Genomic DNA, 5,457 nt, shown 5'->3' with positions numbered 1-5,457 from the left:
AGTCGATCATTCATTTCTCGTGCTCGTTGAACGCTTTCTCCTTTTTGTTCTCTTAATTTATTGCCTGTCTCTAAATTGACCTTATTGACAATGATGTGGTTGTGTAACACGTGATTTTTTCCGTCTAAATGCGTATACACAGCACTTTGATGGTTAGGATAGAGATTTTCTGCTAATTCAACGCCTAAATCATTGGCTTTTTGCCAGTCTTTTTGAACTTTCGGATTCAGTTCATCTAAGGCGAAAGATTGGGTAATACGCAAGACTTGATTGGATTCTTTGGTTTGGTTATGAAGTTGTCGAATGACATCAAATTGTTCTTTGGCGATAAAGGGATCAATCCCGTTGGTTCCACCCACGGCAACTGCCCGACAATTTGTCAGCTCCACAGGACGTTCCAATTGATGGTCTTGTAGCCACTGTTCAGTTTTTTCATGCATGGGTCTGTCTTGCCCTAAAGCATAATTAAGGGCGCTCGCTGCACTTGCGCCATTGCTTATTTTTGCAATTGTTGCCATAACTCTTGATACCCCTTTTGAGCTTGAGCGAGTACTCCGTATGTATAGCGTAAAGCCACGATCAGCTCTTTATCTTGGTTGTCCATCCGATCGAATTGATTGAGTTTCTTGGCGATTTGATTTAAATTGGTTCCTTGTTTTGAGAGTTCTAATAATAAAGATTTCGCTTGGTCATGTTCGAGATAAGGTTTTTTTAAATGAGATTTTTGTGCTAATTTTTTCGCATAAAGATTCGGAGAGAGTCCATATGTTTCTCCTGAAATTTTCAGCTTATTGTATTGTTCTTCAGATAATCTAAATTGAATGTACTTTGTTTCAATTTGTGATACATTTTTCTGATCCATCAAGAACTTCCTCAAAGATAAAATGCCCCAGCGCTCATTCCTCAATCGCCCTTTGTCATTGATTTTGTAATAAGCATTGCGCCCTATTCGGTTACAATCCTCACAACAAAATAGCAAATATAAACCCATAAATACTGCTGTAAGCTATCACATTGTAATACAAATTACTTCGTTCTTGTATTACAATGTGGCTTGAAAAGGGGGAAGTTTCACTTTCCCCTTTTATCCCCTTTGGATTGTGTCGATTTGCTTTACGCAAACGCCACCTACCCATTTTATAAAAATAAAATGGGCAAAAGATCTTTCTTTTTGTCATACAAAAAGAAGAAAAAAAAGAGACGATTTTCTTCTTCCGAAATCGTCCCTCTTTTTTCTAAAACCATGGATGAACGAACAAAAAATCTCTCGTATTTTGTTTGTTCATCCACTAAAAATATGCGAACAGTATGGCTTCATTCAATTCTGTTCTTACAAGTCAAAAGCATCGAATCGTCCAAGGACGATTCAACAAAAAAAGTAGTCGTTTTTGGACGACTACTAAGTTCTAAACATTCATTACCCATAATCAATTTGGTCTAACATCGTTTCTCGACTAGCTTGATCTAATCCAAGATATGTTAAAGTCATGGCTTCGCTTGAATGGTTTAATAAATGCATCACTAAACCAATATTATAGTTTGACTGGGTATAGACCTTATAAGCGCCTGTTTTACGCATGGTATGCGTTCCTAGATAGTTAATTCCTACTTATTGTCGGCGGAGCTGGACGCTTCTTTCACAACCTCTATCCTCGATCTTTTTGGTCATACACTTCTTTGACGTTGATAAATTGATCAAGTATTGGATTTTCTCCTTTTAGGTCAGCTTCGAAACGGATACCGTCAATATTGATTCTGGCGTTACGGTAGTAGTCAGTTCCTAGTTGTCCCCATGCAGGAGTTGAGGCATCGACATTGCAGAAGATATCAAATCCTTGTTGTTTCAAGTAAGCAAATTTTTGATTTGCTTCAGAATAAGGTTGCCAATCGCTGATGTCAGCGCCAAATGGGTAGATCAAAATATTTGTTTTGCCTAAAATAGGTGCAACTTCATTTTGCCAACGTTCATTATCTTGTTGGATATCGGCTAAAGAAGCTTGTGTCATATTCAAGTGTCCCCAAGTATGAGAAGCAAAACTCCAACCATCTTTCTTTAATTGATCAGCAACTTTTTTGGCTGCTTCGATTTCTTTGTTTGTTTTTTCGTTATCACCATATTCTGATTTTGATGTACGGTAACCTAATACACCATTATAGCCTGTTAAAGCTAATGTTCCTTTGGCGCCTTGATAAGAAAAATCGGGATGTTTTTTAATGAATGAATCGATCAATGGAACCATATCATAGTCACCAACAGTTTCCTTCTTATTGTCGATATAAATATTCTTGATTTGGTTCTGTTTATCGACAATCAACTTACTTGGAAATCCTGAATTGTCCATGTATTCATAATAGCTGACATCGTCTTGCGAAAGAATTAACGGTTTCTTTCCTTCTGGAAGAGAAACACCTGTAAAGGTCAGTTTTCCATCTGTTCCTTTTTTGACTAATCCATTTAGATTAACAAGAACATAGTTATTTTTATATAACTGATCAATGGTTTTATTGAATTCGGAAATAGTGACCATATAATCTTTATACCCTTGTGCTTGCTGGGTATGAAAAGCCTTAGCTGGATCAACAATCAGACTATGAAAGAAGACGTGTGAGATTTTGGTCGGGTCTTCCCATTTTACCAAGGATTCTTTTTCTTTTTTCAAAGTTGCTAACAATTGTTGCGCTTCTTTGGCGTCGTCTTTTTCAAGTAAGGCGATGGCTTCATCATAATGATAACTTGCAGCAAGCTGTTTTGCTTGATCAAGCTGTTTCGTCGTTTGTTTATCTTCAACAGGTTTTGAGCTGCTGCTTGAGTGTTGAGTTGTTTGACTAGTGTTTTCTAATTTATTGTTTGTTACTGCTTGTGTAACAAAAAAGATACTTACACCTAGAATAATAACAGTGCATACAGAAGTGACAGCCAATATGATTTTGTGTGTATGTTTCATTTTATCGTCCCCTACTACTTTTTGATTTCAAAAACCCCCGTAAGCTTTTCTTAACCTTTTGAAAAACTTCCCATAACCATTGTAACGAATATAGGGTTCTGTTGCAAAGTTTTAAATCTACTATCAAATAAGGTAGAATAATAGAAAAAGATAGCAGGAGGAATGACGATGAATCATTTTAAAGAAAAGCAATTTCAGCAGGATGTGATTATTGTAGCCGTGGGCTACTATCTTCGTTATAACCTTAGCTATCGTGAAGTTCAAGAAATCTTATATGATCGTGGCATTAACGTTTCTCATACGACGATTTATCGTTGGGTGCAAGAATATGGCAAACTACTCTATCAAATTTGGAAAAAGAAAAATAAAAAATCCTTTTATTCATGGAAAATGGATGAAACGTACATCAAAATTAAAGGAAAATGGCATTATTTGTATCGAGCCATCGATGCAGATGGTTTAACCTTGGATATTTGGTTACGTAAAAAACGGGACACACAAGCAGCCTATGCTTTTCTTAAGCGGTTAGTGAAGCAGTTTGATGAACCGAAGGTTGTAGTCACAGATAAAGCCCCCTCTATTACAAGTGCCTTTAAGAAACTAAAAGAATACGGCTTTTATCAAGGGACAGAACATCGTACCATTAAATACCTGAATAATTTGATTGAACAAGACCATCGTCCAGTAAAGAGACGCAATAAATTCTATCGAAGTTTACGCACTGCCTCTACCACGATTAAGGGCATGGAAGCCATTCGAGGATTATATAAGAAAACCCGAAAAGAAGGCACTCTCTTCGGCTTTTCGGTGTCTACTGAAATCAAGGTATTAATGGGAATAACAGCCTAAATCATAGATACCGTAAGGGATTTTATTCTTTATTTAAAACTTTGCAACAGAACCCTTGTATGTAATTGACTAAAACGTACAATTTTAGCTTTTAAATATGACCCTTATTTATGACCTGCTCTAATCTCACTATTCATCAGCATTCAAAAAACAGCTCACAACTGTTGAAGAATGAACTGTTCCGTTCGATTGTTTTGGCATATAACTCACTGTCATTTTTACTCCCTCTCCGAAATAAAATGAACAACTTTTTGAATTTTATTTTCCAAGTTTTCTAATTGCTTTTGATAATCAGACATCAATTCTTTTGTCTGATTATTTTTATTTTCGTTTAAATGTTTAGCAATTTGATTGATATTATTTCCGATACGTTTTAGTTCAGATTTTGTCGCAGAAATTTCAGAAATAATATTTTTATATTCTGAAAAATCAATAGAAAAAATCTCTTTATTGCAACAGGCTCGTCTAGCAAAAATAGAAAAATTAGTGATACCAGTTTTTCTCATCATCAATTTAATTCTTTCGTTCTCTTTTTCATTTACACGAAATTTTTTCTGTATACTTCTCTCACGATTTTCAATTATTTTCATCTTGTCAACCTCACAAATATCTGTCAACTCTAAAAGCTCAAAATAGGGGGTTAGTGTCTTTAGTGAACTTCGCACTTGGGTACCCAAGTACAGTAAAAAGTATTCATCTTTCACTCACAAAATCTAAAATTTCCAATTTTATTTTTGTTCGTTTCAGACGAATCTTTTTATTTTTGGTGGTGTCCCCCAATCCCCCTTTTTGAAAAAAATTAGAGCTTAATTTCAAATTCTTTTAAGACATCTTCGTATAAATCTTTGACTTCAAAACACAAATTTTTAACTTCATCTTCGGTCAAAGTTTGAACATATTTTTTTGCGTTAATGTAATTATGAACTTATCACTCCATTCAAGAAGTTCAACTCTCTTGCTTTGAATACATCGAACAATTTTATAACAATTATAATCCTCATTCCGCCAACAAGGGTTTAACTCCAAATCAGAAAGAAGAAAATTATTTTAAGAAAATATAGCTCATTTTGTGTCTAAATATTTGACATTGGTCCAGTGTACAATTGATTCATTCCGATACAAATGAAATGAAGGCAAATAATATTAAATTAGGCGATGTTTATTTTTTTTTAGGTTTGCCTAATATTTTGCTTTAATTTTATAAAAAAGAGGTGTATACTTATAATATTCTTAAAGGAAGGTGGAAATATTTTGAAAGATACAACAAGTCAGTCTGGTAAAGAGCACAAACCTCGATTAATTCAGCATACGAATGGTCCCTCTTTAGAGGAAATTAACGGAACTGTCGAGGTACCCAAAGGCAAAGGCTTTTGGAAAACCCTGTTCGCCTATTCTGGACCGGGAGCATTAGTTGCTGTGGGATATATGGATCCAGGCAACTGGTCTACTTCGATTACGGGTGGGCAAAACTTCCAGTATTTATTAATGTCGGTCATTTTAATGTCTAGTTTAATTGCAATGCTATTACAATATATGGCTGCTAAATTGGGAATTGTTAGTCAAATGGATTTAGCTCAAGCAATTCGAGCGAGAACGAGTAAAAAACTAGGAATCATTTTATGGATTTTAACGGAATTAGCGATTATGGCAACAGATATTGCGG

6 protein-coding genes and 1 pseudogene are annotated in these 5,457 nt (G+C 35.1%); 3 read left to right on the top strand and 4 right to left on the bottom strand.

Going from position 1 to position 5,457, the window contains the following annotated elements; all coding sequences use genetic code 11:
• The 3 genes from ABZX02_RS43685 to ABZX02_RS43675 form a co-directional block, all read right to left on the bottom strand.
• The coding region (locus ABZX02_RS43685; RefSeq protein WP_355307929.1) for a relaxase/mobilization nuclease domain-containing protein at nt 1-518 on the bottom strand (518 nt) is incomplete at its 3' end.
• Nucleotides 497-862, bottom strand: a complete 366-nt coding sequence (gene mobC, locus ABZX02_RS43680) for a plasmid mobilization relaxosome protein MobC (protein ID WP_355307927.1) — start codon at nt 860-862, stop codon at nt 497-499. The genes ABZX02_RS43685 and mobC (ABZX02_RS43680), both read right to left, overlap by 22 nt.
• Nucleotides 863-1,646: 784 nt before the next feature.
• Nucleotides 1,647-2,945 carry a polysaccharide deacetylase family protein gene (locus ABZX02_RS43675; RefSeq protein WP_014017385.1) on the bottom strand — a complete coding sequence of 433 codons (1,299 nt, stop codon included), beginning with the start codon at nt 2,943-2,945 and terminating at the stop codon, nt 1,647-1,649.
• A gap of 168 nt (nt 2,946-3,113) precedes the next feature.
• Between ABZX02_RS43675 and ABZX02_RS43670 the strand changes: the two genes are divergently transcribed.
• Nucleotides 3,114-3,794, top strand: coding sequence for an IS6-like element IS1216 family transposase (locus ABZX02_RS43670; protein ID WP_046124060.1), 681 nt, complete (start codon nt 3,114-3,116; stop codon nt 3,792-3,794).
• 218 nt (nt 3,795-4,012) lie between these two features.
• Here the strand turns inward: ABZX02_RS43670 and mobC (ABZX02_RS43665) are convergent, their stop codons facing one another.
• Nucleotides 4,013-4,498, bottom strand: a complete 486-nt coding sequence (gene mobC, locus ABZX02_RS43665) for a plasmid mobilization relaxosome protein MobC (protein ID WP_276117874.1) — start codon at nt 4,496-4,498, stop codon at nt 4,013-4,015.
• 222 nt (nt 4,499-4,720) lie between these two features.
• Between mobC (ABZX02_RS43665) and ABZX02_RS43660 the strand changes: the two are divergent.
• Both ABZX02_RS43660 and ABZX02_RS43655 read left to right on the top strand, forming a co-directional pair.
• Nucleotides 4,721-4,855 (top strand): annotated as a pseudogene (locus tag ABZX02_RS43660) (IS3 family transposase); the annotation flags it as partial.
• Nucleotides 4,856-5,045: 190 nt separating this feature from the next.
• Nucleotides 5,046-5,457: divalent metal cation transporter (locus ABZX02_RS43655; RefSeq protein WP_355307925.1), on the top strand; the 412-nt coding region annotated here is incomplete at its 3' end.

The sequence above is a fragment of the Lentzea sp. NPDC003310 genome (genome assembly GCF_040610935.1).
Lineage (GTDB): Bacteria > Actinomycetota > Actinomycetes > Mycobacteriales > Pseudonocardiaceae > Lentzea.
This window is presented reverse-complemented; position numbering and strand designations above follow the sequence as displayed.